26 protein-coding genes and 1 pseudogene are annotated in these 25,334 nt (G+C 70.3%); 15 read left to right on the top strand and 12 right to left on the bottom strand.

Translation table 11 applies throughout. The features are described 5' to 3' along the window. Positions 1 to 2 precede the first annotated feature (2 nt). Positions 3 to 404, top strand: a complete 402-nt coding sequence (locus Phou_RS27305) for a nuclear transport factor 2 family protein (protein ID WP_173060694.1) — start codon at positions 3 to 5, stop codon at positions 402 to 404. A 4-nt stretch (positions 405 to 408) separates the two neighbouring features. Here Phou_RS27305 and Phou_RS27300 read toward each other — a convergent pair whose 3' ends face one another. Next, entirely contained in the window at positions 409 to 960 is a 552-nt protein-coding gene (locus tag Phou_RS27300) for an AAA family ATPase (protein ID WP_173060692.1), read from the bottom strand. Positions 961 to 1,043: 83 nt separating this feature from the next. On the opposite strand from Phou_RS27300, the gene Phou_RS27295 reads away from it, so the two are divergent. After that, positions 1,044 to 1,895 carry a spermidine synthase gene (locus Phou_RS27295; RefSeq protein ID WP_173060688.1) on the top strand — a complete coding sequence of 284 codons (852 nt, stop codon included), beginning with the start codon at positions 1,044 to 1,046 and terminating at the stop codon, positions 1,893 to 1,895. A gap of 51 nt (positions 1,896 to 1,946) precedes the next feature. Beyond that, positions 1,947 to 2,186, top strand: a complete 240-nt coding sequence (locus Phou_RS27290) for a hypothetical protein (RefSeq protein ID WP_173060685.1) — start codon at positions 1,947 to 1,949, stop codon at positions 2,184 to 2,186. Positions 2,187 to 2,203: 17 nt separating this feature from the next. Here Phou_RS27290 and Phou_RS27285 read toward each other — a convergent pair whose 3' ends face one another. The 6 genes and pseudogenes from Phou_RS27285 to kdpF all read right to left on the bottom strand — a co-directional run bounded on the left by Phou_RS27285 (position 2,204) and on the right by kdpF (position 10,376). Further along, positions 2,204 to 2,911, bottom strand: a complete 708-nt coding sequence (locus tag Phou_RS27285; protein ID WP_173060682.1) for a response regulator — start codon at positions 2,909 to 2,911, stop codon at positions 2,204 to 2,206. Between the two features lie 116 nt (positions 2,912 to 3,027). Further along, positions 3,028 to 5,555, bottom strand: a pseudogene (locus tag Phou_RS27280) (sensor histidine kinase); the annotation flags it as partial. A gap of 18 nt (positions 5,556 to 5,573) precedes the next feature. Then, a complete protein-coding gene (locus tag Phou_RS27275) occupies positions 5,574 to 6,449 on the bottom strand; it encodes a potassium-transporting ATPase subunit C (protein ID WP_173060677.1) in 876 nt (291 codons plus the stop codon). Continuing rightward, positions 6,449 to 8,605 carry a potassium-transporting ATPase subunit KdpB gene (gene kdpB, locus Phou_RS27270; RefSeq protein ID WP_173060674.1) on the bottom strand — a complete coding sequence of 719 codons (2,157 nt, stop codon included), beginning with the start codon at positions 8,603 to 8,605 and terminating at the stop codon, positions 6,449 to 6,451. The genes Phou_RS27275 and kdpB overlap by 1 nt, the downstream gene beginning before the upstream one ends. Positions 8,606 to 8,646: 41 nt before the next feature. Further along, a complete protein-coding gene (gene kdpA, locus Phou_RS27265; protein WP_173060671.1) occupies positions 8,647 to 10,287 on the bottom strand; it encodes a potassium-transporting ATPase subunit KdpA in 1,641 nt (546 codons plus the stop codon). After that, positions 10,287 to 10,376: a K(+)-transporting ATPase subunit F gene (gene kdpF / locus Phou_RS27260; RefSeq protein ID WP_173060668.1), complete on the bottom strand. Its 90-nt coding sequence runs from the start codon at positions 10,374 to 10,376 to the stop codon at positions 10,287 to 10,289. The genes kdpA and kdpF overlap by 1 nt, the downstream gene beginning before the upstream one ends. 461 nt (positions 10,377 to 10,837) lie before the next feature. On the opposite strand from kdpF, the gene Phou_RS27255 reads away from it, so the two are divergent. From Phou_RS27255 to Phou_RS27245, 3 genes are all read left to right on the top strand, one after another. After that, positions 10,838 to 11,848, top strand: a complete 1,011-nt coding sequence (locus Phou_RS27255; RefSeq protein WP_246273891.1) for an ATP-dependent DNA ligase — start codon at positions 10,838 to 10,840, stop codon at positions 11,846 to 11,848. 156 nt (positions 11,849 to 12,004) lie between these two features. Continuing rightward, positions 12,005 to 12,832, top strand: a complete 828-nt coding sequence (gene imuA' / locus Phou_RS27250; protein ID WP_173060665.1) for a DnaE2-dependent mutagenesis accessory factor ImuA' — start codon at positions 12,005 to 12,007, stop codon at positions 12,830 to 12,832. Positions 12,833 to 12,949: 117 nt separating this feature from the next. Further along, the gene (locus Phou_RS27245) at positions 12,950 to 13,132 is read left to right on the top strand and encodes a hypothetical protein (RefSeq protein WP_173060662.1); all 183 of its coding nucleotides are present in this window, start codon (positions 12,950 to 12,952) and stop codon (positions 13,130 to 13,132) included. Position 13,133: 1 nt separating this feature from the next. Here Phou_RS27245 and Phou_RS27240 read toward each other — a convergent pair whose 3' ends face one another. Continuing rightward, positions 13,134 to 13,574, bottom strand: coding sequence for a DUF6232 family protein (locus tag Phou_RS27240; RefSeq protein ID WP_173060659.1), 441 nt, complete (start codon positions 13,572 to 13,574; stop codon positions 13,134 to 13,136). Between the two features lie 236 nt (positions 13,575 to 13,810). Further along, positions 13,811 to 15,232: a rifampin monooxygenase gene (gene rox, locus Phou_RS27235; protein ID WP_173060656.1), complete on the bottom strand. Its 1,422-nt coding sequence runs from the start codon at positions 15,230 to 15,232 to the stop codon at positions 13,811 to 13,813. 211 nt (positions 15,233 to 15,443) lie between these two features. Between rox and Phou_RS27230 the strand changes: the two genes are divergently transcribed. Beyond that, the gene (locus Phou_RS27230) at positions 15,444 to 16,925 is read left to right on the top strand and encodes an FAD-dependent monooxygenase (RefSeq protein WP_173060653.1); all 1,482 of its coding nucleotides are present in this window, start codon (positions 15,444 to 15,446) and stop codon (positions 16,923 to 16,925) included. After that, entirely contained in the window at positions 16,847 to 17,035 is a 189-nt protein-coding gene (locus tag Phou_RS27225; protein WP_173060650.1) for an aromatic-ring hydroxylase C-terminal domain-containing protein, read from the top strand. Before Phou_RS27230 ends, Phou_RS27225 begins: the two co-directional genes overlap by 79 nt. A gap of 5 nt (positions 17,036 to 17,040) precedes the next feature. On the opposite strand, the gene Phou_RS27220 is transcribed toward Phou_RS27225, so the two are convergent. Next, entirely contained in the window at positions 17,041 to 17,268 is a 228-nt protein-coding gene (locus Phou_RS27220) for a hypothetical protein (RefSeq protein WP_173060647.1), read from the bottom strand. Positions 17,269 to 17,605: 337 nt separating this feature from the next. On the opposite strand from Phou_RS27220, the gene Phou_RS27215 reads away from it, so the two are divergent. Next, positions 17,606 to 18,151, top strand: a complete 546-nt coding sequence (locus tag Phou_RS27215; RefSeq protein ID WP_173060644.1) for a hypothetical protein — start codon at positions 17,606 to 17,608, stop codon at positions 18,149 to 18,151. 20 nt (positions 18,152 to 18,171) lie between these two features. Here the strand turns inward: Phou_RS27215 and Phou_RS27210 are convergent, their stop codons facing one another. After that, positions 18,172 to 18,339, bottom strand: a complete 168-nt coding sequence (locus tag Phou_RS27210) for a hypothetical protein (protein WP_173060641.1) — start codon at positions 18,337 to 18,339, stop codon at positions 18,172 to 18,174. A gap of 13 nt (positions 18,340 to 18,352) precedes the next feature. Then, the gene (locus tag Phou_RS27205) at positions 18,353 to 19,306 is read right to left on the bottom strand and encodes a bifunctional lysylphosphatidylglycerol flippase/synthetase MprF (protein WP_281365121.1); all 954 of its coding nucleotides are present in this window, start codon (positions 19,304 to 19,306) and stop codon (positions 18,353 to 18,355) included. A gap of 347 nt (positions 19,307 to 19,653) precedes the next feature. Between Phou_RS27205 and Phou_RS27200 the strand changes: the two genes are divergently transcribed. From Phou_RS27200 to Phou_RS27175, 6 genes are read left to right on the top strand one after another with little or no spacing between them, the layout of a single operon-like run. Next, positions 19,654 to 21,246 (top strand): aldehyde dehydrogenase family protein, encoded by a 1,593-nt coding sequence (locus tag Phou_RS27200; protein WP_173060636.1) that lies wholly within the window; start codon positions 19,654 to 19,656, stop codon positions 21,244 to 21,246. A gap of 25 nt (positions 21,247 to 21,271) precedes the next feature. Beyond that, positions 21,272 to 22,411: an acyl-CoA dehydrogenase family protein gene (locus Phou_RS27195; protein WP_173060633.1), complete on the top strand. Its 1,140-nt coding sequence runs from the start codon at positions 21,272 to 21,274 to the stop codon at positions 22,409 to 22,411. A gap of 43 nt (positions 22,412 to 22,454) precedes the next feature. Continuing rightward, positions 22,455 to 23,744 (top strand): aspartate aminotransferase family protein, encoded by a 1,290-nt coding sequence (locus Phou_RS27190; protein WP_246273889.1) that lies wholly within the window; start codon positions 22,455 to 22,457, stop codon positions 23,742 to 23,744. A gap of 1 nt (position 23,745) precedes the next feature. Beyond that, complete coding sequence (locus tag Phou_RS27185) at positions 23,746 to 24,252, top strand: type II toxin-antitoxin system RatA family toxin (RefSeq protein ID WP_173060630.1); 507 nt, start codon at positions 23,746 to 23,748, stop codon at positions 24,250 to 24,252. Between the two features lie 12 nt (positions 24,253 to 24,264). After that, complete coding sequence (locus Phou_RS27180) at positions 24,265 to 24,762, top strand: hypothetical protein (protein WP_173060627.1); 498 nt, start codon at positions 24,265 to 24,267, stop codon at positions 24,760 to 24,762. Further along, positions 24,759 to 25,331 carry a flavin reductase family protein gene (locus Phou_RS27175; protein ID WP_173060624.1) on the top strand — a complete coding sequence of 191 codons (573 nt, stop codon included), beginning with the start codon at positions 24,759 to 24,761 and terminating at the stop codon, positions 25,329 to 25,331. Before Phou_RS27180 ends, Phou_RS27175 begins: the two co-directional genes overlap by 4 nt. Positions 25,332 to 25,334: the final 3 nt, after the last annotated feature.

Here is a 25,334-nt window from a genome sequence, read left to right as displayed (position 1 = left end):
CCGTGGCCCTGACAATGGACGACCGGATCGCCATCACGGACCTCATCAACGAGCACGGGCACGTGACCGACCGCGGCGACTTCGACGCTCTGTCGACCCTGTTCACGGAGGATGTCACCTACGACGTGTCCGCCCTCGGAGGCGGTGTGCTGGTGGGTCTCGCGGCGGCCCGCGAGGCCGCGCTCGCCCTGGCCGACGCCAACCCGGTCGCCCATCACGTGACCAACATCGTGATCCACGAGGCGGCGGACGGCGTCGTTCATGCCCGGTCCAAGGGGCTCGGCGTCATGGCGGACGGATCGGTTGGCAGCGCCACCTACCAAGACACCGTCGAACGGACAGCTGCCGGCTGGCGCATCACACACCGCACCGTCCGCCCCCGGCGCACGCCCCTACGAGACTGACGAGCTACCCGACGCCGAGCGCGTGGGCGATGCCGGCCGCGATCTGGTCGGCGGTCAGCTGTTCCGAGTCAAAGGTCTTGTCGGCGGGTATCGCCGGGAGCAGCTGCCGGAAACGGTCGTGTGCGCGGCGATGGAAGGCCGGATCGCGCGAGATTACGCGTGTCGGATCGGCCTGTGCGCGCGCGAGCGTCACGGACACCGGCGCGTCGATGACGACCCACAGCGCGGCCGCGTCGTGCGGGAGGGTACGGACGAGCGCGTCCTGTTCCTCGGCCGTCCAGAACGGCCCGACCGCCACGACGTGGTCGACGTCCGACCGCAGCCACTGGCCGACGAGCGCACCGTGCGCTTCGTGCGCCGCGAACCACAAGCCGGCCGCGCCCGCTCCCGGTGCCCCGACCATCGCCGCTATGTCGTCGACGTCCGCGATCACGACAGTGTTGCCATGGTCGGTCAGGCGTTGGGCAAGCTTTTCCGCGACCGTGTTCTTACCGGCCGCGATCGGGCCGGTGAGGACCACGAGTCGCGGCCTCACCGCACGGGGGCGTCCGCTCATCGTGCTCACCATGGTGGGTGACCGCCCGCCAGGCAAGCGGGATTCGTGAGGGCCTGGGCCGGTCCCCGGCTACGGTGTACGGTATGGCCCGACGCCAGCGCCCGCCTGCCGCCGTACGGGCGCCCGGTGGCTCGCATATCGTCGAGCTCGCACCCGATTCCGCCCGTCCGGGCGGCCGTATCCTGTCGGTCGACGGCGTGGCTCAGTCCTATGTGGACATGGCGGATCCGACGTACCTGCATTTCGACTACGTGCGCCGGATGGCCTCGGTCATCGACGCGGCTGCGCCCCGGCGCCAGCCGGTACGCGCCCTTCACCTGGGCGGCGGCGGCTTCACGCTCCCCCGCTACCTGGCCGCGACCCGCCCCGGCTCCAGCCAGGTTGTGGTGGAGCGCGACGTTGCCCTGCTCGAGCTCGTCCGCCGCGAGCTTCCCCTGCCCCGAGGGGACCTGCGGGTCCACCTGGCCGATGCCCGAGAAGCGATAGAGGCCGAGCCGGCCGCCAGCTACGACCTTGTGCTCGCCGACATCTTCCAGGCGGCCCAGATGCCGGAACACGTCGCCAGTGCCGAGTTCGCGGCGCAGGTGGCGCGGGTGCTGCACCCCGACGGGCTCTACACCGTCAACCTGACCGACCTGCCCCCACTGGTCTACTCCCGGGTCCAAGCGACGACACTGCGCACCGCGTTTCCCGACGTCTGCCTGATCGCCGGCCGGGCGATGCTCCGCGGCCGGCGGTACGGCAACGTCGTGCTGGCGGCCGCACGCAAACCGGGCCGGCTACCGGTAGCCCGACTGACCACGCACGCGCTCCGCGACCCGGTTGCCGGCGTGGTGCTGCACGGCGAGGCCCTGGACCGCTTCGTCGCCGGCACCCGGCCGATGCACGATCCCCGCACGGAGAGCCTTGGACCACCACAGTCCGAAGTGGACTAGACACGACCGGGCCTGCCACACCTCTTCTCGATCTCGCACAAGTGTTCTAACATGCTGATCATGGAGCTGGTGCATCGCCGCTGGTGGAACGGGCACTACGGGCGCATGGCGCGGCGCGACGTGGTGATCTTCATCGATGGGGACACCTGGCGGGTCGAAGCGTGGGAGGGCGGCCGCGAGGGCCGGGTGCGCGCCTGGGCACCGCCCGACGAGGAAGAGTGCCTGCTGCTTGCCGACGACCTGATGTCCGACTCAGAGGGATGGCGGGAACTGCCGACGTCGCGCCCGTGACCGTGGTCGACGGCGGTTCATGGCTCGTCCTGTGCCTGCTGTGGCAGCAGGTGCAGCCGGTAGCCCATGCCGGGCTCGGTGAGCAGATGCTGCGGGTGGGTGGGGTCGTCTTCGAGCTTGCGGCGCAGCTGCGCCATGTACTGGCGGAGGTAGTTCGTCTCCTTGGTGTACGTCGGGCCCCAGACCTGCTGCAGCAGCTGCCGCTGGCTGACCAGCCTGCCGGGATGCTCGGCGAGGATCTCCAGCAGCTGCCACTCGGTGGGGGTCAGCCGGACCGGCGTGCCGTCGGGGCCGTGGGCGAGCCGGTCGGCGACCTGGACGGTGTACTGGCCGATCCGCAGCGCGGCGGGGCGGGCGGGAGCGGTCGAGACCCGGCGGGTGGCGGCGCGGATGCGGGCCAGCAGCTCGTCGATACCGAAGGGCTTGGTGACGTAGTCGTCGGCACCCGCGTCGAGGGCGGCGACCTTGTCGGCGCTGCCCGCCCGGCCGGACAGCACGATGATCGGTGACGCACTCGTGCGTCGCAGTCCCCGGATGACGTCGACGCCGTCCATGTCGGGCAGGCCGAGATCGAGCACGACGAGGTTTGGCTGGGTGCCGGAGGCCGCGCTGAGGGCGCTCGCGCCGTCGGCGGCGGTGTCCACGTCGTAGCCACGGGCGCGAAGGTTGATACCCAGCGTGCGCAGGATCTGGGGCTCGTCGTCGACGACCAGTATCCGGATCATGTGGCCTCCGGTTTCGTGGTGGTGCGCCGGCGCAGCCGCTGGACGATGGCGCGGTCGGTGGTCTCGGCCACGCGAGCCGCCGCGGCCGCCTCGGCCGCGAGGTCCTGGCGGGCATCGGCTGACGGCAGGGTGAGAATCATGGTGAGGCCGCCGCCGGGGGTGGTGTCGGGGACCAGGCTACCGCCCATCGCTTCGGCGAGGCCGCGGGACAGGGCAAGACCGAGGCCGACGCCGTTGTGGTTGTCGCGGTCGCCGAGCCGTTGGAACGGCTGGAACATGTGCTCGCGCGCGCCTTCGGCGATGCCCGGGCCCTGGTCGATCACGCGGAGCTGCACCGTCCCGGCGTGTTCGCTGGCGGTGATCCTGGGTGGTTGCCCGGCCGGGCTGAACCGCAGGGCGTTGCCGATGACGTTGACGAGTACCCGTTCGAGCAGGGCCGGGTCGGCGCGGGCGGCGGGCAGCTCGGGCGGGATGCGCACGCGAACTGCGCGGGCGTGCGGGCCGAGCTCGTCGAGCGCACGCGGCACGGCATCCTCCAGGCCGATCTCGGTGAGCGCGAGGCCGAGCGCGCCGGCCTGCAGGCGGCTCATGTCGAGCAGGTTGGCGACCAGCCGGGCGAGCTTGTCCAGGGACTCGTCGGCGGCGGCGAGCAGCTCGTCGCGGTCTTCGTCGGAAAAGTCGACGTCGTGGCTGCGCAGGCTGGTGACGGCGGCTTTGGCGGAGGCGAGCGGGGTACGCAGGTCGTGGCTGACCGCGGCGAGCAGCGCGGTGCGCATCTTGTCCGCCTCGGCCAGGGGCCGGGCGGTGGCGGCCTCCTCGGACAGGCGTTCCTGCCGCAGCGCGAGCGCGGCCTGGGCGGCGAACGCCTCGACGATGCGCCGGTCGGCGGCGGGCAGCGGGTGGCCGCGCAGCACGAGTGCCAGGTCGTCGTCGATCGGTACGTCGGTGGCCCCCTCGCCGGGCGCGGCGCAGGGCCGGCCGCCCACGGTGGCGGCGATCCGCCAGGAGTTGGGGTCGTGAGGCCGGTCCGGGCTGGGCGGCGCGTCCGGGCGGCGTTCGAGCAGCGTCACGGACTCCAGGCCGAAGGTCTCGCGGAGCCGTTCGAGCAGCGCGGCAAGGGGCCGGTCGCCGCGCAGCACGCTACCGGCGACGGTGGCCAGCGTGGAGGCGTCGGCGCTGGCGTGGGCGGCCTCCCTCGTGCGCCGGGCGGCGGTGTCCACGACCGCGCTGACCGCCACCGCGACGATCACGAACACGGCCAGCGAGAGCAGGTTTTCGGTCTCGGCAATGGTGAACGTGTTGATCGGGGACGTGAAGTAGTAGTTGAGCAGCAGCGAGCCGGCCAGGGCGGTGAGCACCGCCGGCCACAGCCCGCCGACCAGGGCCACGAGGATGACCCAGGACAGGTAGAACAGGATGTCGGAGGCGAGCGCGAGATCTCCGCGCAGCGCGGCCAGCACGACGGTGAGCAGCGGCAGGCCGAACACCGCGAGCGCGAAGCCGGCGATCCGGCGCGAGCGGGACAGCGCGGCCTGGCCGGTGAGCAGCGGACGGCGGCGGCCCTGGCCGATCTGCTCGTGGGTGACCAGATGTACGTCGATCGGCCCGGACCGGGCCGTGGTGGTGACCCCGATGCCGGTGGAGAACAGCTGCGCCAGCCGGCCCCGGCGGCTGGCACCGAGCACGAGCTGGGTGGCGTTGACGCCGCGGGCGAAGTCGAGCAGGGCGTGTGGCACGTCCGCCCCGATGACCTGGTGGTACGTGCCGCCGAGGCTCTCCACCAGCAGTCGCTGCCGGGCGAGCAGGGCCGGGTCGGCGCCGGCCAGCCCGTCGGAGCGGGTGACGTGCACCGCGAGCAGTTCGGAGCCTTTGCTGCGGGCGGCGATCCGGGCTGCGCGACGGATCAGGGTGTCGCCTTCCGGGCCGCCGGTGAGCGCGACGACCACCCGCTCGCGCGTCTCCCAGGTGCCGCCGATGCGGTGTTCGGCGCGGTAGCGGTCCAGCTGCTCGTCGACCTTGTCTGCCAGCCACAGCAGGGCCAGCTCGCGCAGCGCGGTGAGGTTGCCGACCCGGAAGTAGTTGCCCAGCGCCGCGTCGATCTTGTCCGCCTGGTAGACGTTGCCGTGCGCCATCCGCCGGCGCAGCGCCTCGGGCGTCATGTCGACAAGCTCGACCTGCTCGGCCCGGCGGACGACCTCGTCCGGCACGGTCTCGTGCTGCACGACGCCGGTGATCTGCTGCACCACGTCGTTGAGTGACTCCAGGTGCTGGATGTTCACTGTGGACAGTACTGTGATGCCGGCGTCGAGCAGCTCCTGGATGTCCTGCCACCGCTTGGTGTTGCGGGAGCCGGGCACGTTGGTGTGCGCGAGCTCGTCGACGATCGCGACCTCCGGCCGGCGGGCGAGGACCGCGTCCACGTCCATCTCCTCGAAGGTGGTGCCCCGGTAGGCCATCTGTTTGCGGGGCACCACCTCGAGGTCGCCGACCATCTGCGCGGTGTGCTTGCGGCCGTGCGTCTGCACGAAGCCGACCACGACGTCGGTGCCCCGCTCCTTGCGGCGGTGGGCCTCTTCGAGCATGGTGAAGGTCTTGCCCACTCCGGGGCCGCGCCGAGGTAGATGCGCAGTTGGCCGCGTGCCATGAGGTCTATCCTGCCGCGTTACCGGGGAAACTCGCGGTCTAAGGCCAGGTTGAGCGCCAAGACGTTGACGCCCGGCTCGCCCATGAAGCCCAGCGCCCGCCCGTCGGTGTTCTTGTCGATCAGCGCTCGGACGGTCCGCACGTCCGCGCCGCGTTCCCGGGCCACCCGGGGGGCCTGCAACCGGGCGTAGGCGGTGCTGATGTGCGGGTCCAGGCCGCTGCCGCTGGCGGTGACCGCGTCCGCCGGGACGGCCGGCTCGGCCGGGGCGTCGCCGCGGACCGGGACGATCACGGCGCCTTCGGCGCGGTAGTCGACGCCGACCTGGGCGCTCTGCACCGGTACACCTTCGTATCGGGCGATGAACGGGGTGCCGGTCTGGTTGACGCTGACCACGCGGGTGACCGGACCGGTGAGGCCGTCGCGGTGGAAGACGGCCAGGACCGCGCCCACGCCGTCCGCGGTGCAGTACGGGCGGCTGCCGTCCACGCCCTCCAGCCGCCCGATGGCGAGGCTGCGGGCGCACACCTGGGTCAGCAGGCTCTGCGACGCGCCGTCCGGGTTGTCGGCGAGCGTGTCGACGATGCTCTCCGGGCCGAGGTTGCTGGCCGCGGTCGCGGTGGGGTCGTAGCCGTCGCCGGCGGCGGACGGGCGGGACTGGAAGTACGCCGGGATCGGGTTGCCGCCGGCGTCGGTGAACGCCTGCCCGATCAACGAGCTGCCGACGCTCTGGCCGGCCGCGTTTTGGACCAGCGAGCCGCGGGCGTTGTCGCGCAGCCCGGGCAGCTGGGCGACGCCGACCATGGCGAGCGGGTAAGCGAGTCCTAACAGGACGGTGAAGACGAGCAGCGCGCGCAGCGCGGCGAGGTGCTGGGCGAGCCATGCGGGTAGGCGCATCACGAGATCCCTGGGACGAACTGGACGAGCAGGTCGATGAGCTTGATACCGGCGAACGGCACGACCACGCCGCCGAGGCCGTAGATCCACAGGTTGCGGGTCAACAGCTTCGACGCGCTGGACGGCCGGTACCGCACGCCGCGCAGGGCGAGCGGGATGAGCGCGACGATGACGAGGGCGTTGAAGATGACCGCGGACAGGATCGCCGAGGTCGGTGAGGCCAGGCGCATGACGTTCAGGTTGTCCAGCGACGGGTACACCGCGGCGAACATCGCCGGGATGATCGCGAAGTACTTGGCGATGTCGTTGGCGATGGAGAACGTGGTCAGCGCGCCGCGGGTGATGAGCAACTGCTTGCCGATCTCCACGATCTCGATCAGCTTGGTGGGGTCGGAGTCGAGGTCGACCATGTTGCCGGCCTCTTTGGCGGCTGAGGTACCCGTGTTCATGGCGACGCCGACGTCCGCCTGGGCGAGCGCGGGCGCGTCGTTGGTGCCGTCGCCGGTCATCGCGACAAGCCGGCCGCCCTCCTGCTCCTTCTTGATGAGAGCCATCTTGTCTTCGGGCTTGGCTTCGGCGAGAAAGTCGTCCACGCCGGCCTCGTCGGCGATCGCCTTGGCGGTGAGCGGGTTGTCGCCGGTGATCATCACGGTACGGATGCCCATCCGGCGCATCTCGTCGAAGCGCTCGCGCATGCCGGCCTTGACCACGTCCTTGAGGTGGATGACGCCAAGCGCGCGGGCGGTGGTACCGCTGGGGTCGGTGACGCATTCGGCGACCACGAGCGGGGTGCCGCCGGTGGCGGAGATCCCGTCGACGAGCGGGCCGACCTCGTCCGTGGGGTGGCCGCCGTTGTCGCGTACCCATTTCATCACCGCCGCCGCGGCGCCCTTGCGGATCCGGCGCACCCGGCCGTCCTCGTTCAGGTCCACACCGGACATCCGGGTCTGCGCGGTGAACGGCACGAAGTGCGCGTGGGGGATGAACCCTTCGTCCCGGGCGCGCAGCCCGTACTCCGTCTTGGCCAGGACCACCACGGAGCGCCCCTCCGGTGTCTCGTCAGCCAGGCTGGACAGCTGCGCCGCGTCCGCGACCCGCGCGGCGGTGACGCCCTCGACGGCGAGGAACTCGGATGCCTGCCGGTTGCCCAGCGTGATCGTGCCGGTCTTGTCCAGCAGCAGGGTGTTGACGTCGCCGGCGGCCTCGACCGCGCGGCCGCTGAGGGCGAGCACGTTGCGCTGCACGAGGCGGTCCATGCCGGCGATGCCGATCGCGGACAGCAGCGCCCCGATGGTGGTGGGGATCAGGCACACCAGCAGCGAGACGAGCACGATGCCGGTGACGCCGTCGCCGTCGATCGCCTGGGTGTCCGGTGCGGCGGCCTGGAAGCCCTTGGCGAAGATCGCCATCGGCTGCAGGGTCACCACGGACAGCAGGAAGATGATCGTGAGCGCGGCGAGCAGGATGTTCAGCGCGATCTCGTTCGGCGTCTTCTGCCGGTTGGCACCCTCGACGAGCGCGATCATCCGGTCGATGAAGCTCTCCCCCGGCTTCTGGGTGATCCGCACGACGATGCGGTCGGAGAGCACCTTCGTGCCACCGGTCACCGCGCTGCGGTCGCCGCCGGACTCCCGGATCACCGGCGCGGACTCACCGGTGATGGCCGACTCGTCCACCGACGCGATGCCCTCGACCACGTCACCGTCGCCGGGAATCACGTCGCCGGCCTCACATACCACGATGTCGCCCTGCTTGAGGTCGACGGCGTCGACGCTCTCCTCGCGGATGCTGCCGGTCCCCCATCCCACCAGGCGGCGGGCGACCGTGTCCTGCTTGGCTTTGCGCAGGCTGGCGGCCTGTGCCTTGCCCCGCCCTTCGGCGACCGCCTCGGCGAGGTTGGCGAAGACCACGGTGAGCCACAGCCAGATCGTGATCAGCCAGGCGAAGGCCGTCGGTTCGGTGATGGCCAGCACGGTGGTGAACACCGCGCCGACCTCGACGATCAGCATCACCGGGTTGCGCCACAGGGTGCGCGGGTCGAGCTTGCGCAGTGCGTCGGGCAGCGAGGTCCACAGCTGCTTCGGGTCGAGCAGCCCGCCGCCCACCGGCTTTGCCCGCTCCAGCGGCGCCTGCGATGTCACTGACGTGACAGTCATTGTCTGTCTTTCCTTTGCTTGACGGGCGCTTGACGGGCGGCTCAGAGGCCCTCGGCCAGCGGGCCGAGCGCGAGCGCGGGCAGGAAGGTGAGCGCGACGAGAACGACCGTCACGCCGGCGACCATGCCGACGAACAGCGGCCGGTGGGTCGGCAGCGTGCCGGCCGACTCGGGCACCGGCTGCTGCTTGGCCAGCGAGCCGGCCAGGCCGAGGACGAGCACGAGCGGCAGAAACCGGCCCAGCAGCATCGCCAGCCCGAGCGCGGTGTTCCACCAGGCGGTGTTCACCGTGATGCCGGCGAATGCCGAACCGTTGTTGTTCGACGCCGACGTGAACGCGTACAGCACCTCCGAGAAACCGTGCGGACCGACGTTCAGCGCGGTGCCGTGGTTGCTCGTCGCCATCGCCGCCGCGGTCCCGATCAGGACCAGGGCCGGAGTGACCAGGAAGTACAGCGAGGCGAACTTGATCTCGCGGGCGCCGATCTTCTTGCCCAGGTACTCCGGGGTGCGGCCGACCATCAGACCGGCCACGAACACCGTGATCACGGCCAGGACGAGCATGCCGTACAGGCCGGCGCCGACGCCGCCGGGCGCGACCTCGCCGAGCATCATGTTGACCATCGGCATCATGCCGCCCAGGGCGGTGTACGAGTCGTGGAAGGAGTTGACCGCGCCGGTGGAGGTGAGCGTGGTGGCCGCGGCGAACGTCGCGGAGTTGGAGACGCCGAACCGGACGTCCTTGCCCTCCATGGCGGCGGACACCGCCTGCGGCACCGTGCCGTTGCCGGACAGTTCGAACGCGTTCGTCAACGCGATGCTGGCGATCGCCAGGATGCCCATGACGGCGAGGATCGCGTAGCCCTGGCGGTTCTGGCCCACCATGCGGCCGAAGACGCGGGGCAGGCTGAACGGGATCACGAAGATCAGGAAGATCTCGATCCAGTTCGTCCACGACGTGGGGTTTTCGAACGGGTGGGCGGAGTTGGCGTTGTAGAAGCCGCCGCCGTTCGTACCCAGCTCCTTGATGGCCTCCTGCGAGGCGACCGGGCCGCCGGTGACGTGCTGCGTCGCGCCGGCCAGGGTGGTGACGTCGGTGCCGCCGGACAGGTTCTGCACCGCGCCGCCGATGACGAGCGCGATCGTGGCGAGCACGCTGATCGGCAGCAGGATGCGGATGGTGATCCGGGTCAGGTCGACCCAGAAGTTGCCCAACCGGTCGGTCTTGCGGCGGGCGAAGCCGCGCACCAACGCGACCGCGACCGCGATACCGACCGAGGCGGAGACGAAGTTCTGCACGGCCAGGCCGGCCATCTGCACCAGGTGGCCCATTGTGGACTCGCCGGAGTACCACTGCCAGTTGGTGTTCGTCACGAAGGACACCGCGGTGTTCCACGCGCCGTGCGTCATCACGTTGTCGAAGCCGAGCGACAGCGGCAGGTAGCTCTGCAATCGCATGAACGCGTACAGGAACAGGATCGAGACCGCCGAGAAGGCCAGGACGCTGCGGGCGTACACGCCCCAGGTCTGCTCGCCGCTCGGGTTGACGCCGACAAGGCGGTAGATGCCGCGCTCGACGGCAGAGTGCTTGGTGCCGCTGACGACCCGGTACATGTAGTCGCCCAGAAAGCGGTACGCCACGGCGAGGGCGGCGACCAGCGAGAGGACGAAGAGCAGGCCCATCAGAACCGCTCCGGAAACAGCAGGGCCGCGACCATGAAGATCGCCAGGCCGGCGGCGACGATCAGGCCGATCAGGTTCACGGCGTTCACAGCCGCTCCACCGCCCGCACCACCAGGGCGAGGAGCGCGAACAGCCCCACCGTCAACAGCACCAGGGCTACATCGGCCACTGGAGCGCCTCCTTCGAAAAGCCGTAAAACGCGTATATCGGTTGTACCGCTCCGGACCCGCCGGCTACACCAACTCGCGGGTGGCCGCCGGGACGACCGTGCCGGGCAATAGAAACGCCTGCTCGCGGTCGCCGTAAGGGCCCTTGACGGGATCCATACGCCGGAAGGGCCTTTCTTGACGTGATCTTGACGCCGGCAGGGCTCCCGGGCAGTGGCGTCCCCGCCGGCTGGCCTCCGCGCCGGCTTCGTCGAGACAGGGCGTAGGCGTGGGACTTGATCTATAGAGCCGCGCCGGCTATCCGGGCGGCCCCATGATCAAGGTTTAGGGCCAGGGGATTCGGGAGCGAGCGCATGGACGGTGGACACCAGGGCTGATCGGCCGTGTTGCGGCCACCGATCGAGCCGATGCTGGCCAAGCCGGTACCCGACCTGCCGCCCGAGGGCCGTGGCGGCGGCCTGCTGCTGGAGCCCAAGTTCGACGGGTTCCGGACCATCGCCTTCCGGTTGCCCGACGGCGTACACCTGCAGTCCCGCAGCGGCCGCAACCTGACCGCCTACTTCCCGGACGTGGCCCGGACCCTGCGCCGGTGGCTACCGGTAAACGCCGTGCTCGACGGGGAACTCGTCGTCTGGGAGCCGGACCGCGACCGCACCAGCTTCGCCCAGCTCCAGCACCGCCTCGTCGCCGGCGCCGCCGTCCGCCAGCTCGCCGCGCGGTACCCGGCGACACTCGTCGCCTTCGACCTGCTGCAAACGCCGGACGGCGACAACCTCATGCCCCAGCCCTTGATCCGCCGGCGCGCCAGCCTCACCGACCTACTGGCGGACATGCCGGGCACCCTGACGCTGTGCCCGCAGACCACCGACCGGGACGAAGCCGCCGAGTGGGTGGCCGCCTGGACCGCCGCCGGGGTCGAGGGCCTTGTCGCCAAGAACCCGCACGGCCGGTACACGCCCGGACGGCGCGGCTGGCTCAAAATCAAGACAAGACTCGGTACCGAGGCAGTCATCGGTGGCATCACCGGCACGCTCAGCCAACCCGACACCGTCCTGCTCGGCCGCTTCGACGCCACCGGCCGCCTCCGGCACGTCGGCCGCAGCCACCCGCTGTCCCCCACACAGCAGCGCGAGCTCGCACCCGTGCTCTCCCGCGCCCCGCACCACCGCCGCGGCGGCATCGACCACCCCTGGCCGCAGCCGTTGCCGGCCGGCTGGTCCGGCCACTTCCAGAAGGCCGAACCCCTCTCCTACGTGCCGGTCGAACCGACCACCGTCGTCGAGGTCGACACCGACGCCGCACTCGACCGGCACCGCTGGCGCCACCCCGTCCGCTACCTACGCGTACGCCTGGACATGTCCGTCTACGACGTGCCGCTCCTGGTCGACGAATAACCGCGCACAAGATCCCAGACAGGCACGTTGACGCAGGTCACCGGCATTTCGCCGGTTGCCCCGAGCACACCCCGAGCCTTACCCTCGCTTCGAACATGTGTACGTACGACGGTGCTCCTCCCGCGCGCAGCACGCACCACCCAGGCGAAGGGACTCATGGTGTCGCAGCCCGCCTCCACCGCCGAGGGCTCCGGCCCCACGCGGCTGGCGCGGCTGCTGGAGCAGGTCAACCAGGCCGGCGGCCGGCGAGACCGGACCAGACACCTGACCCGCCTCGTCGAACGCGCCGCCAGCGTCGAGGACACCCCGCCGAGCACGGCGGACACGCTGCCCGTGGTGCCGGAGCTGGCACCGCTACTGCCGGCCGGCACGCTGCGCCGCGGCGGCGTGTACCAGGTGACGGGTTCCGGATCGCTGCTGTGGACGCTGATCGGAGGAGCGATGACCTCGGGCGCGTGGTGTGCCGTCGTGGGCATGCCGGCCATCGGGCACGCCTCCGCCGTGGCACCCGAGTACGCGGTCGACCTGACCCGACTGGCGTTCGTCAACGCACCCGGCCCCGAGTGGCCGGCGGTCGTGGCCGCACTGATGGACGGCATCGACCTGGTCATCCTGGCACCACCGCCACAGGTGAGCGCACCGCTGGCGCGGCAGCTGCGGGCAAAGGCCCGCACGCACGGCTCGGTCCTGATCTGCGCGAGCCAGTGGCCGCACCCGCCGGTCTCCTGGCCCGACACCGACCTGAGCGTGACCGTGACCCGCCAGCAGACGTTCGGCCTCGGGCTCGGACGCGGCCGGATCCGCAGCCGCGCACTCACCGTGCAAGCGGTCGGACGCGGCGCCGCCGCCCGGCCGCGCGAGGTCACGCTGCAGGTGCCACCCGCGTCGCTGCAGGCCGGTGCCGCGCCGACCCCGTCCACAGCGCCTCAGGACACCCGGGACGGCGGCGCCGTCGCCCTCGGCGCGGAGAGGCTGGCCGGCTAGCGCACCACCGCCGCCGGCAGGTCCGCCGGCGGTCGCCGATCGTTATGGAAGGAACGGATTCCAACTCTCATGATCAACGAAGCGGAACGGGGACGCGCGGTGAATACGGATGCGGCGGTGGTATTGCAGTGGGTGTTCGCGCCGGTGCTGGCCGGGCCGGAGGCGTCCCCGTACGCCGGGCAGGCCGGTAAGACCGTGCGGTCGGTGGGCCGGCGCGCGGCCGCCGACGGACGCGTCGAGGTCGTGCTGGCGGACGGCGAGACCGTGCGCGCCCTCCGCCACGAGCTGCGGCCCGGATGATCTACCGCTGCCGGGTCGGAAGGCTCTCGATGGCCCGCTGGAGAGCGCGGGAGACCTGGCCGAAGACGATGCCGTCGCGGGTCTTCAGCAGCAGCACGCGGCAGCCGCGATGATAGGCCCACAACTCCTGTCTGGGCGGCCACCGGTACACCGACACCACGGCGACCAGGCACGGCACGAGCACCGCCACCGCCGCCATCGCCCAGCCGGCGAGCGAGCCGACCATAGTCATGATCGGAATGGCGGCCGTGACGTCGAGGGCCGCCACGACCAGCGCCCCCTGCGCGGCGGGGTGTAACCCACCGCGTGCGCGAACCACCTGCTCAAGATCGGCCACTCGGTACCGGTGACCGCGCGTGTAGATCCACTGTCGTGTCACCACCAGCTCGGGCGTGGCGTAGAGGACGACCGCCGCGGCGTCATCGGGTTGTGTGACTGTCATGACCAGCTCCAATCTCGTCACGGAAAGTGTCCGAAGAAGGCGACGCGGAAAGCAGAGGTCGAGGGCCCTGCCGGCGGCGTGACCAAGGTCCCGAACCGGACGCGCACCACGAACCGGACTCCTCGGACCAGGGCCTCTACCAGCCAAAACATCGTGTACCGCGGAACGCCGTAACGATCAGTGACAAGAGCCGGCTGAACAGCCGACCACCGGCGGGCGACCGGAAGCCGGCCCGCTCAGTGGGGCGTGCCGAACCAGCGGGCGAGGTGGCCGTCCAGGTCCCGCTGCTCGTCGCCGATCCAGGCGACGTGGCCGTCGGGGCGCAGCAGGACGCACGGAGCGTCCAGTGCCGCGGTGGCGTCCCCGAGGTAGTCGACCCGATCCGACCAGCCGCCGGCGGTCAGCCGTTCGGTGCGGTCCAGCAGCAGGCCGCGGCCACCGTGCAGCAGGCCGTAGAGGCGGCCCTGTTTGACGTCGATGTCGGGCAGGCGGCGGCCGAGCAGGTCGGGGCCGGCGCCGAAGTCGTAGCGGATGCCGGTAGCGGCGATCTTCTCGATCAGGTGGCGGTTCACCTCGTTGAAGTCCATCAGCTCGGCGAGCAGCCTGCGCACGGCCCGCGGGCCCGGCTCGACGGACAGCAGTTCCATCTGGGCGCGGGTGTTGTCCAGCACGTCCTCGGCGACCGGATGGCGTTCGGCCTGGTACGTGTCCAGCAGCGCTTCCGGCGCCCAGCCGCGCACCTGCGCGGCAAGTTTCCAGCCGAGGTTGAACGCGTCCTGCACGCCCAGGTTGAGGCCCTGCCCGCCGATGGGTGGGTGGATGTGTGCCGCGTCGCCGGCCAGCAGCACCCGCCCGACCCGATAGCGTTCGGCCAGCCGGGTGGCGTCCCCGAAGCGGGACAACCAGCGCGGGGAGTGCACGCCGAAATCGGTGCCGGCGACGGCACGCAGCTGTTGCTTGAAATCGTCGAGGGTGGGCGGTTCGGCACGGGCGCTCACTCCCGCGGCGGGGACGACGACGCGGTAGAGCCCGACGCCCGCGGGCCCGATGATGAGCCGCTTGTCGGTCTCACGGACCTCGGTCACCTTGGCGGCGACCTCCTCCTGCGGCATCCCCACTTCCATCTCGCCCATCAGCGTCTCGGTCCGCGAGGGCTCCCCGGGAAAGCCGACGCCGAGCATTTTGCGCACCGTGCTGCGCGCGCCGTCACAGCCGACCAGGTACCGCGAGCGCAGCCGCTCCCCGCTGGCCAGCTCGACGGTCACGCCGTCGCCGTCCTGCGCGAAGCCGGCCACCGCGTCACCGTGCCGGACCTGCGCGCCGAGTCCGATCGCATGTTCCTCGAGCAGCTTTACGATGACCGGCTGCGGGATGCCCAGCAAATAGGCGTACGCGGAATTGAGGCCGTCCGGCACAGGCTTGTTGATGGCGGCGAAGAAGCCCGCGGCCGGACGCTGCCTTCCGCGTTCGTGAATGCGCTTTAGCAGGCCGCGCATTGCCATCAGCTCGATACTGCGAATATGCAGCCCGACGATGCGCACGAACGACGCGGGCTCGGTTGCCTTCTCCAGGACGAGCACCCGCACGCCGTGCAGCCGCAGCTCGGCGGCGAGCATCGCACCGGTCGGCCCGCACCCGACAATGATTACGTCGAACATAGGTGTTGCCTTTCAGGAGTGCCTTTGGCGAGGCGCTCCCGGCGACACCTACCTCAATCGCCCGACCGTGACGGCGAGTGGGAGCACCCACATCGATACAACGTTCATGGGTCTCACCTCCTCAGGCGGTGTCGCGGTCAGCTGCAAGCTACAAGCCCGCGCATCGTCCCGTCCACTCTTTTCCCCGCGCCCGCGGGCGTACGGTGTGGTGATGGAGCCAGGCGACCCGGCGCAGGTGTTGGTCGTCGGTGCCGGTCCGACCGGGCTGGCGCTGGCCGCGCAGCTGACCGCGTTCGGGGTGCGGGTGCGGCTTGTCGACCGGGCCGCGGATCGGGTACACGAGTCGCGCGCGCTGGCGATCCAGCCCCGAACCCTGGAGGTGCTGGCCGGCCTCGGAGTGACCGAGCGCCTGGTGGCGGCGGGAAACCGGATGGTGCGGCTGGTGCTGCACGTGCGGGGACGGGCGTTGAGCCTGCCGATGTTCGATTTCGGCCTGGCCGACACCGCGTACCCGTACCTGCTGTTTCTGTCCCAGGCCGAGACGGAGCGGATCCTGACCGAGCACCTGGCCGCCGCCGGGGTGGTGGTGGAGCGGCAGGTCGAGCTGACCGCGCTCACCCAGGACGGCGACGGGGTCAGCTGCGAGCTGTCGCACGGTGACGGCCGAGCCGAGGTGGTCGCCGCGCGGTACGTGGTGGGGTGCGACGGCGCGCACAGCAGCGTCCGCCGGCTGGCCGGGATCGGGTTCGAGGGCGGCACCTACCCGCAGACGTTCGTGCTGGCCGATGTGGACGCCGACGGGATCGAGCCTGGGGCGGCACACGTGTTCATCGGCGACCGCGGCCCGCTTTTCTTCTTCCCCCTGGGTTCGCCGGCGACCTGGCGGCTGCTGGCCATCCGCCCGCCCGCCGAAGTGGACGATGGCCGGCCGGTCGACCTGCCGGCGGTGCAGGACCTGGCCGACGAGTACACCGGCGGTGGTGTGCGGCTGCGGGATCCGGTGTGGATGACCGACTTTCGCATACACCTGCGCGCCGCTACCGCCTACCGGAGCGGCCGGGCGTTCCTGGCCGGCGACGCCGCGCACATCCACAGCCCGGCCGGAGCACAGGGCATGAACACCGGTATCCAGGACGCGGTCAACCTTGCCTGGAAGCTCGCACACACCCTGCGCGGCGCCACACCTCGGCTGCTGGACACCTACGAGACCGAGCGGCTTCCGGTGGGCCGGACGGTGTTGCGGTTTACCGACCGGGCGTTCACCGCCGCCACCTCCACCACGCCCCTGGTGCGCGCGGCCCGCGCCCGCGTGCCCGCCCTGCTTGTCCCGCTGGCCGCGAGGGCCAAGCGGGCACGCGCGTTCGTGTTCCGCAACGCCGCCCAGTTGGGCATCCGCTACCGCAACAGTCCACTGTCGACCGATAACGCCCGGTCGTGGCGGCGTGGCCCGCGACCGGGAGACCGGCTGCCCGACACCGCCGTGCTGCACAACGGCGAACGGACCACGCTGCACGCCGCGGTCGCCGCGCCAGCCTGGCATCTGATCGTCTGCGGTGCCAGCCCGCCACCGGCGGCCCTGGTGGAGCTCACGGGCCGGTACGAGGGGTGCTGGTCGTGCACCGGCTCACCGCCCAACCCGACCCGGGCGTCCTGCACGACCCGAGCGGGCAGGCCCTGCGCCGCCTCGGCCTGACCACCACCGACACCGCCCTACTGCTGGTCCGCCCGGACGGCCATGTCGGCTTCCGCACCGCTGAGCTGGCCGATCCCGGGCTGCCGGCCTATCTGGCCCGCTGGCTCTGACCGCGTCAGCCGACCACTCCACCGGATGTGCTCGGTACGGGGCCGACGCAATGCCTCGCGGACCGCGGCACCAGGAGCAGGGTGAGTCCGGTCGCCGAGATAAGGACCAGCGGCGTTCCGATGACCATCGCCGCGAACGAGAGCATGCCCTCACGCGCGTCGGCTGTCGCCGCCGCGACCATCACAGACGCGTACCCCGCCGTCGCCAGCAGTTGCACCGCGACGGCGACCATCCAGCTCCACCGGCGCGCCGCGCCCAACCGGACCGCGGAGCCGACCGCGAGGATGAGCAACCCGACCGGGCCCGCGCCCAGCAGAAGGCCCAGCCAGAGCGGACGCAGCTCCGGATCGGCCAGGAACAGCCCGGCAGCGTCAACACGGTGATGAGCGAGAGGATCAGGGCCTGAGCCACGAGGAGCATCCGGGCAAAGGGAAGAGGGGGCGGCACACGGCGATTCTCGGCCGGCGACGTCACGATCAAGCATCCGAATCCGTAACGAGCTCAGGCGCAACGCCAACCTGGTGGGGCGGTCCCGTTTCGGGTGGTCCGGTAAACGGGTACCGGCGGGCATGGACCGCAACTTCGTAAAGGCGCTGCTGTTCGCCTGGGACCGGCCGCAGTTCCGGTCCGGGCTACAGCACCTGATCGACCTTGACGAGGTGACCGCCCTGCTGGCGGCGCTTGCGGTCGAGGGCCACGACCACGAGGTCGAGCTGCGCGCGATGCAGCTGCTGCGCTCGGCGATGGACACGGCGGAGATCCGGCGGGCGACGCTGCTGCTGGTCGAGGCGGACGACGTCCGGCAGGGCCTCGTGGACGGGATCACCGAGAGCCTCGCCGACCGCCCGGGTTTGGCGCGGTCGATCCGGTCCGCATTGGACGACCCCGCTGTACGCGTCGAGATCCGCGCCGTGCTCGAATCCGCACCCGTGCGCGCGGTGATCTGGCAGGTGACAGAGGACCAGTTCCGGGGCCGGCGCTGGGCACTGATCCGGCAGGCCGTGGTGCTGCTGGTGCGGCACCGGCACGCCCGCCGCCTGGTGTGGGCCTTGAAGCGGCACGGGGTCCTGCGCGAGCTGCGGCGCCGGCCCGACCAGCAGGACCTGGTCGCCTGACCGCGCCGCAAACCCACGGGCTACGCCGGCGTGCCCTGTGCTTCGAGGATCTCGTCGAGCTTGCGCAGCGCCTCGTCGGCGGCCGCGGCCACGTCGGCGTCGTCGGGCTTGGCGCACACCTCGCCGAAGAGCTCCACGATGCGCTGCTGCAGCTCTTCGGTCGTCGCGGGCGCGAGGGTCTCGGTCATCGGTTGCCTCCTGTCAGAGCGCGTTACAGGCGCGGAAGATGTGTACGAAGGCGGGAATGCTGGCCGGGCCCTGAAACGCCGCGTACTCCGGCAGGACGATGCTCTGGTTCCACTTCCGCTTGTAGTCGAGCTGGGTGGCGGCCGGGTACACCGCTTCGCCGTGCTCCCACAGGAAGCTCATGAACCAGCGGAAAGCCGGGCTGCTGCCGGGCAGTTCCAGTTTCTCGTCGAGCCCGGTAAACGGGGTGAAGCCGAAATGCAGCCAGCGGACGCCCTCTTCCTGAAACTTGTCGATGGCGGCCTTGTTGATGGCTTCCATGACACCCGGAGAGAGGTCGGGGCGGCGCCGGCTCAGGTCGTGCATCCAGCCGGGCCGGCTGCCGTACACCGGCGAGTAGAGGATGTAGCCCGCCATCTTGCCGTCGACGAGCCCGATGAAGAGCCGGCGGTATCGCTGCGCCGGCCCACCGCATTGTCCGACAAGGAATTCGAGCTGTCGCTTTCCCTCGCCCTTGAGCGGCAGCCAAAGCCGGTCGATCTCTTCGACGGAAGCCTGCCACTCGTCGTAGTCGGCCTCGATGATGGTCAGGCCGTTGCGCAGCGCGCGGGAGATCTTGTTGCGCAGCTGCATGAACCTGGTGCCCGCGAGCGTGAACGTCTCCAGGTCGACCGCGTAGGAGGCGCCGATCTGGCTGACGCTGAACCCGCAGTCGGCGTACGTGAGCGCGTCCGCGCGCTGCAGCTGGACGGCGACGATCTCGCGCTCCTGCTCCTTGGCGAACGCCACGAACTCCGCGAGCAGCTCGCGGTACGACTCCTCAGGTGCGAACGGGCCCCCGAACTGTACGAAGTACCGGCCTGTCGCGCGGTACACGATGACGCCTTTTCGCCCTGGCGAAATAAAGTACGAGTTGCCCTGGCTCATTGCTAGAAATGAGCTCGGGTTGTCTGCTGACGCGTACTCCATGATGGTGTTTCGTACGTACTCAGTGGTCTCGACTGCCGTAATCATAGGTCACCTAATCCCATGTTGATCTTCGACAACCGGCATCGACAATCGTCACACGGCTACGCGGCCCTCCGCAAGCTCCCGACTGTGCCATGACGAGCCGAATCCCCATATCAGCTCGACGTCAGCGAATTGTCAGCTCGCCATCGACGTGGTCAGCCTTCAGTCAGTCGGCGGTCAGGAATCCCTATTAGCGTCCACGCTGAATCAACAGGAAATCGGAATCCCCCGGGAGAACTGACGTGACGGTGACTGGGATTACGAGCACCCGTGCATCCGAGAGTCCACCGGCCCGCACCAAACCATTGCTCAGCTATTCCCTGTATATCGGAGGAAAAGACGTAGAGGGAGTCGGCTGGGTATACACGGTCAGCGCGAAGTCGCTGCTGGAGGACGTCTTCACAAGCGTCCGCCTCAAGCGGGCCCTTGAACGGGACCCCGACCCGGCCTCCCCCGCCGCCCAGCACCCGTACGTGGTCGGCCGGTGCGCGGTCGTCGGTGACGACGAGATCGACCTGGCGACCGAGGCGGCCGCCGGCGCGGTCCGGGAGTGGGCGGCGTTTCCACTGGCCCAGCGGCTGGAGTTCGGCGCCCGCTTTCGCGAGCAGCTGATCGCACACCGGGAGACCATCCTGGAGATCCTGGTCGCCGAGGCGCACCCGATCACGCTGGCCCGCTGGGAGCTGACCTGCCTGCTGCAGGGCCTGAGCCCGGAGAGCATCTCGTACTACGAGTCGCAGATGCACGCCGAGTACACGCACGGCGGGCGGCGGCTGATCATCCGGCGGCAGGCGGACGGGGTCGTCGGGATCCACCCTCCGCAGAACGCGCCGCTGCCCAACTCCGGCCTGGCCATACCGATCCTGATGGCCGGCAACGCCGTGGTCGTACGCGCGCCGCGCAGCATCGCGCTGAGCACCCTCTACATCCTGCGCGGCCTCGCGGCGCCGCTGCTGGAGGAGATGGGCGCGCCGCCCGGCACGCTCAACGTGATCTGCGGTCGTCCACAGCAGACACTCGACCGCTGGCTCGAGCACCCCGCGATGAACGACATCCTCTACTCCGGCGGCAGCCCCGAAGGGCTGCGCTTCGAGCAGGAGTGCCTGAAGCGCGGCAAGAAGCCCATCCTCGAACTGGCCGGCAACGACGGCGTGGTGGTCTGGAAGGACGCCGACATCCCCAACGCCGTGCAGGCCATCACCGAGAGCTTCTTCGGCTCCGGACAGATCTGCATGGTGCCCAACTACGTGATCGTGCACCCGGACATCGCGGACGAGCTGATCGAGCGGCTGCGCGTAGCCACCGAGGCTGTCCGGCCCGGCTACCCCGACGACGAGAGCGTGCTGCTGTCGCCGGTGCGGCGCAGCGAGCGGTTCTTCGCGCTGCTGCGCCAGGCCCTGGAAGCCGGCGGCCAGCTCATCGCAGGCGGGCACCGGGTCGAGCTCGACGGCAGCCCGTCGCAGGCCGGCCAGTTCCTGCAGGCGACGGCGGTACGCACCGACGGTCTCCTGGACGCCCGCGAGCGTTTCGACATGGTCCGCGAGGAGACGTTCTTCCCGCTGCTGCCCGTGGTGGTACCCGAACCGACCCCCGACGACGTGCTGCTGGACCAGGTCATCGACTTCGTCAACGCCAACGCGTACGGGCTGCGGAACTCGCTGTGGTCCCGGTCGCCGGCCGTGGTCGACGAGTTCGTCCGGCACGTGCGCAACGGCGGGATGTTGAAAGTCAACGACTCGCACATCGGTTTCCTGCCCTACCTGCCGACGCACGGCGGCACGGGCCTGACCAGCGGCGCCTTCGGCGAGGCGAACTACCCGATCCTCAAGGCCTCCCACCTGCAGGGCGTGAGCATCAGCGAGGGTGTCTCACCCCGCGTCGCGATGCTCGATCTCTGACCGGACCACGACGGAAAGGACTGCGATGCGTTCGTTGGACATCGCGCGCGAGACCTGCGAGCGGTACCACCCCGGGCTCAACAAGAGCCTCGGCGAGATCCCCCTGCTGGAGCGCGAGGCCAAGGGAAGTTCGGTCGTCGAGGCCTTCCGCACCCACCAGGGCGCCTCGTTGCTGGTACCGGCCAAGTACGGAGGCTGCGGCGCCGACCCCCTCGAAGCCGTGCGGGTGACCCGCGCGATCGGCTCGTACTCGCCGTCGCTGGGCGCGGCGGCGACCATGCACAACTTCACCGCGGCCATGCTCTTCGCCCTCGCCGACCGGGTCGGGAAGCCCACCGAGTCGCAGGTGGAGCTGCTGTCCCGGATCGCGCCCGACGGGCTGCTGCTCGCCTCGGGATGGGCCGAGGGCAAGACCGAGCAGAACATCCTCAATCCCAGCGTGGTGGCCGTGCCGACGAACGACGGGTTCGTGGTCAACGGCGCCAAGAAGCCGTGCAGCATGTCCGCCTCGATGGACCTGCTGACCGCGAGCGCGATACTGCCCACAGAGGACGGTGCGCAGGCGCTGGCCATCCTGCTGATCCCCTCGGACTCCCCCGGCATCTCGATCCGGCCGTTCTGGTCGAGCAACATCCTGGCGGCCGCGCAGAGCGACGAGGTGCGCCTGGTCAACGTGCACGTGCCGGACCGCCTGATCATCCGGGCCACGCCGGAGGACCCGGGCCGGCTGGACGACCTGCAGGTCGCGGCGTTCATCTGGTTCGAGCTGCTCGTCACCTCCGCGTACGTGGGCGCCGCCAGCGAGCTGGTGACCCGGGTGCTCGAACGCTCGCGGGGCAGCATCAGCGACCGGGCGGCGATGTGCGTGCAGCTGGAGTCCGCCGTGTCGCTGACCGAGGGGACGGCCCGGGCCGTCCGCGACGGCATCGCCGGCGACGACGCGGTGGCGGCCGTCCTGGTCACCCGGTTCGCGGTACAGAAGGCGCTTGCCGCCGCTACCGAGATGGCGGTCGAGCTGCTGGGCGGCATCGCGTTCATCTCCTCCGGCGAGATCGCCTACCTGGCCGCGGCGGTGCACCCGCTGGCCTACCACCCGCCGTCGCGTACCAGCACAGCGGAGGCGCTCGTCGACTACTTCGCCGGCGGGCCGCTCGTGCTGTCCTGACCCACGTCCAAACCACTTGCACGGCTTCGCAAGGAGGACAACCGTGACCCTCTCCTTGGGCATCGACCAGAAGGAGTCGGCCGAAAACCAGATCCTCGGCCTGTACCGCAAGCATCTGAGCAAGGGCCGCGCGACGGTCGCCGAAATGTTCGGCAGCCGCATGGAAGTCGCCTCGTCCGGCGCGTGGCTGGAGACCGCCGAGGGCAGGAAGTACCTCAACTGCGGCGGGTACGGGGTGTTCATCGCCGGCGCCCGCCACCCGATCGTGATGGAGGCGGTGCGGCGCCAGCTCGAGCTGCACCCGATCTCGACCCGCATCCTGCTCGAGCCCACCGTCGGGCGCGCGGCGGAGGCGCTCGCCTCGGTCGTGCCGGCCTACCTCAACCGCATCCACTTCGCGGTCTCCGGCGCCGAGGCGGTGGAGACCGGCCTCAAGCTGGCGCGGGCACACGGCAAGCGCCGCCTCGTCTCGACCCAGATGGGCTACCACGGCAAGACGCTCGGCGCGCTGTCGGTGACCGGCAAAGCGGTGTACCAGAAGCCGTTCCGGCCGCTGCTGCCCGACGTCACCCACGTGCCCTTCGGCGACCTGCAGGCGTTGGAGCCGGAGCTGGCCGCGCACCCGGGCGAGGTCTGCGTGATCCTGGAACCGGTGCAGGGCGAGGGAGGCGTGCACCTGCCGCCTCCGGGCTACCTTCCGGCAGTCGAGGCGCTGTGCCGCAAGTACAACGGCTTCCTGATCCTGGACGAGGTACAGACCGGGATGGGACGGCTGGGCGAGTGGTGGGGCGCCGACCTGTACGGCATCACCCCTGACGTCCTGCTCACCGGCAAGGCGCTGGGTGGCGGTGTCATGCCGGTCTCGGCCGCGCTGGCCAGCCGCGAGGTCTTCGCCCCGTTCGACAAGGACCCTTACCTGCACACCGGCACGTTCACCGGCGCGCCCATCCTGATGGCGGCCGTGCAGGGCGCGATCGCGGCGGTCAAGGAGGACCGCTTGATCTCGAAGGCGGCGAGCCTCGGCGCCAAGCTGCTGCCGGAGATCACCCGCATCGCCAAGGAGAACTGCGACGAGCTGGTGGCCGAGGTCCGCGGCCAGGGCCTGATGATCGGCGTCGAGTTCCACGAGGCGGGCATGGCCGGCGAGATGCTCATGGAGCTGTTCAACCACGGTGTGGTGGCCAACCACTCGATGAACGGCAGCTCGGTGGCCCGGTTCACGCCACCGGCGATCCTCACCGACGGCGACGTCAACTTCCTGCTCGAGGCCTTCGACCGGGCCACCCGCGACCTTGTCGAGCACCAGGCCCGCGTCCGGGAAGGGGGCAAGTGACATGCGCAAGGTCATCCTGGACGCCGTGATCTTCGGCGAGCGCGCCGAGACAGTCTTCGAGAACGTGCTGCAGTTCCGGCTGTACCCCGAGCTGTCGCCGCACGTGCAGTCGACCACCGTCTACGAGTCACGCCCCAACCCGACCGGGTCGTCAAGCTGGGAGCTGCTGTTCCGCAGCGGGCTGCTGACCTGGTCGGAGACGGAGCGCTACCTCAAGGAGGAGCTGCGCGTCGAGTTCGAGCAGACCGACGGCGACTTCGACGAGTTCGGTGGCTTCTGGACGTTCGAGCAGGACGGCGACGACTGCGTCCTGCACTTCGAGTGTGACTTCGACTTCGGCATCGACAGCCTCGCCGGAATCCTGGACCCGATCGCCGAGCGGGTCATCAAGGAGACGGTGGCGTGGGCGATCGTCGGCCTGCACGAAAAGGTCCGGCTCGGCGGTGACCTGGAGCTCGTACCCGTAACCGATGGCGCGGGCATGGCCGGCGCCAGGAATTCCAACTAGAGGTGGTCCACCATGGACATGGCCAACCAGTTCGAAACCCCCAACACCTACCGCCTGCACCGCGCGGAGTACCTCTTCGGGCTCCTCGTCGCCCTGGTGCTGTTCATCATGCACATCGGCGAGATCAGGTGGATCCCGGCGATCCTGCTGTTCGTCTACATCGACCTGATCGGGTACATCCCCGGCGCGATCGCCTTCCGGCGCAGTAAGACCGGGCACATCAGCAAGGGCTACTACGTCGCCTACAACATCATGCACAGCATGGTGACGCAGGGCGCGGTGGCCGTGGTCTGGACGCTCGTCTACGGTCCAGATTGGACTCTGCTGGTGCTGCCGCTGCACCTGTTCGCCGACCGGGGCATCTTCGGCAACTTCCTCAAGTCGTTCAAGCTGCCCTTCGAGCCGGTGCCGAACCCCGCGTTCCAGCAGTTCATCCAGAAGCTCACCGGTGGCGGTGCCCCGGCCGCGTCCGAGCAGCCGGTGGCCACCGGCGCGGGTGCGACTCGATGACCGTCGACCAAAGGCCGAGCACCAAGCAGAACGCCCGCCGCCGCGCACTGCAGGCGGCGGCGGCGCGCCTGACCACCGGGGTGACCCTGCTGACCGCGGCGCACGAGGACACCGTGCACGGTGCCACCGTCAGCGCGGCGAGCCTTGTCTCCCGCGGCCCGCTCATCGTGGCCGCCGGGCTGCGTACCGGCTCCACGCTCACCAGGCTGGCGGTGGCCAGCGGCCAGTTCGCGGTCAACGTGCTGTCGGAGCGGCAGTCGCTGATCGCCGACTGGTTCGCCAATCCGGCCCGCCCGGCCGGGCACAAGCAGTTCGCGCTCATCGACTGGGAGCCGGACCCCGCCACCGGCCTGCCGCTGCTGCGCAGCGCACTGTCCGTACTGATCTGTCGAGTCCACGGCCACGTCGGCGCCGGCGACCACGAGCTGCTGCTCGGCGAGGTGGTCGACGGCACCGTCGGGGTCGGCGGCCCGCTGCTGAGTTTCGCCGGGGCCCTGCACGGCGCCGAGCTGCGCGACGTGATCCGTGGGCGGGCCGGCACCAGCCCTTGCACCACGACGCTGGACTGACCT

Origin of the sequence: Phytohabitans houttuyneae (genome assembly GCF_011764425.1) — a bacterium.
GTDB lineage: Bacteria > Actinomycetota > Actinomycetes > Mycobacteriales > Micromonosporaceae > Phytohabitans > Phytohabitans houttuyneae.
This window is presented reverse-complemented; position numbering and strand designations above follow the sequence as displayed.

Excerpts from the sequence above, each read along its gene's own strand:
- imuA' (WP_173060665.1), top strand. The coding sequence starts at position 12,005 with ATGGTGTCGCAGCCCGCCTCCACCGCCGAGGGCTCCGGCCCCACGCGG.
- Phou_RS27240 (WP_173060659.1), bottom strand. The coding sequence starts at position 13,574 with ATGACAGTCACACAACCCGATGACGCCGCGGCGGTCGTCCTCTACGCC.
- Phou_RS27205 (WP_281365121.1), bottom strand. The coding sequence starts at position 19,306 with ATGGAGTACGCGTCAGCAGACAACCCGAGCTCATTTCTAGCAATGAGC.
- Phou_RS27210 (WP_173060641.1), bottom strand. The coding sequence starts at position 18,339 with ATGACCGAGACCCTCGCGCCCGCGACGACCGAAGAGCTGCAGCAGCGC.
- Phou_RS27285 (WP_173060682.1), bottom strand. The coding sequence starts at position 2,911 with ATGATCCGGATACTGGTCGTCGACGACGAGCCCCAGATCCTGCGCACG.
- Phou_RS27195 (WP_173060633.1), top strand. The coding sequence starts at position 21,272 with ATGCGTTCGTTGGACATCGCGCGCGAGACCTGCGAGCGGTACCACCCC.
- kdpB (WP_173060674.1), bottom strand. The coding sequence starts at position 8,605 with ATGACTGTCACGTCAGTGACATCGCAGGCGCCGCTGGAGCGGGCAAAG.
- Phou_RS27215 (WP_173060644.1), top strand. The coding sequence starts at position 17,606 with ATGGACCGCAACTTCGTAAAGGCGCTGCTGTTCGCCTGGGACCGGCCG.
- Phou_RS27295 (WP_173060688.1), top strand. The coding sequence starts at position 1,044 with ATGGCCCGACGCCAGCGCCCGCCTGCCGCCGTACGGGCGCCCGGTGGC.
- Phou_RS27175 (WP_173060624.1), top strand. The coding sequence starts at position 24,759 with ATGACCGTCGACCAAAGGCCGAGCACCAAGCAGAACGCCCGCCGCCGC.
- Phou_RS27180 (WP_173060627.1), top strand. The coding sequence starts at position 24,265 with ATGGACATGGCCAACCAGTTCGAAACCCCCAACACCTACCGCCTGCAC.
- rox (WP_173060656.1), bottom strand. The coding sequence starts at position 15,232 with ATGTTCGACGTAATCATTGTCGGGTGCGGGCCGACCGGTGCGATGCTC.
- Phou_RS27290 (WP_173060685.1), top strand. The coding sequence starts at position 1,947 with ATGCTGATCATGGAGCTGGTGCATCGCCGCTGGTGGAACGGGCACTAC.
- Phou_RS27230 (WP_173060653.1), top strand. The coding sequence starts at position 15,444 with ATGGAGCCAGGCGACCCGGCGCAGGTGTTGGTCGTCGGTGCCGGTCCG.
- Phou_RS27300 (WP_173060692.1), bottom strand. The coding sequence starts at position 960 with ATGAGCGGACGCCCCCGTGCGGTGAGGCCGCGACTCGTGGTCCTCACC.
- Phou_RS27220 (WP_173060647.1), bottom strand. The coding sequence starts at position 17,268 with ATGGTCGCCGTCGCGGTGCAACTGCTGGCGACGGCGGGGTACGCGTCT.
- kdpA (WP_173060671.1), bottom strand. The coding sequence starts at position 10,287 with ATGGGCCTGCTCTTCGTCCTCTCGCTGGTCGCCGCCCTCGCCGTGGCG.
- Phou_RS27185 (WP_173060630.1), top strand. The coding sequence starts at position 23,746 with ATGCGCAAGGTCATCCTGGACGCCGTGATCTTCGGCGAGCGCGCCGAG.
- Phou_RS27275 (WP_173060677.1), bottom strand. The coding sequence starts at position 6,449 with ATGCGCCTACCCGCATGGCTCGCCCAGCACCTCGCCGCGCTGCGCGCG.